The 399-nt window shown below is 16.8% G+C and carries 1 protein-coding gene; it reads right to left on the reverse strand.

What is annotated here, in order from left to right; genetic code table 11:
• Positions 1 to 198: 198 nt before the first annotated feature.
• The coding region (locus tag GBZ86_RS17720) for a hypothetical protein (protein ID WP_170272338.1) at positions 199 to 399 on the reverse strand (201 nt) is incomplete at its 5' end.

Raw genomic sequence — 399 nt, forward strand, 5'->3', positions numbered from 1 at the left:
AAATAAAAGATAAATTTTAATATTAAAAATCAAAAAACATTAGATAAGGATTTTAAAAATTAAATCTTTACCTAATGTTTTTTATTATATATTTTTATATAGATTAACTTTAAATAAATATATGTTAATTAAATAAAAAAATAATGAAAGTTCTAAGTATTACTAAAAAACTTTATATTGCTTAGATTTATTAAGTTTTTATTTGCACTTTTCAAGTAGCTGTTTTATTTCTTCATTTAAGTTAAACATTTTAACATTTACAGTTTTATTGGAGTAAATTGGTTCAAGAGAAAATCTAGCTTTTTTTTGTTTTAAAATTAACATTAAACGTTCACTAATTATTAGTTCTGTCATAGTTATTATTTGATTTTTAGAAGTATCATCTTTAAGAGAATAATA

It is taken from the genome of Clostridium tarantellae (assembly GCF_009295725.1).
Taxonomy (GTDB): domain Bacteria; phylum Bacillota; class Clostridia; order Clostridiales; family Clostridiaceae; genus Sarcina; species Sarcina tarantellae.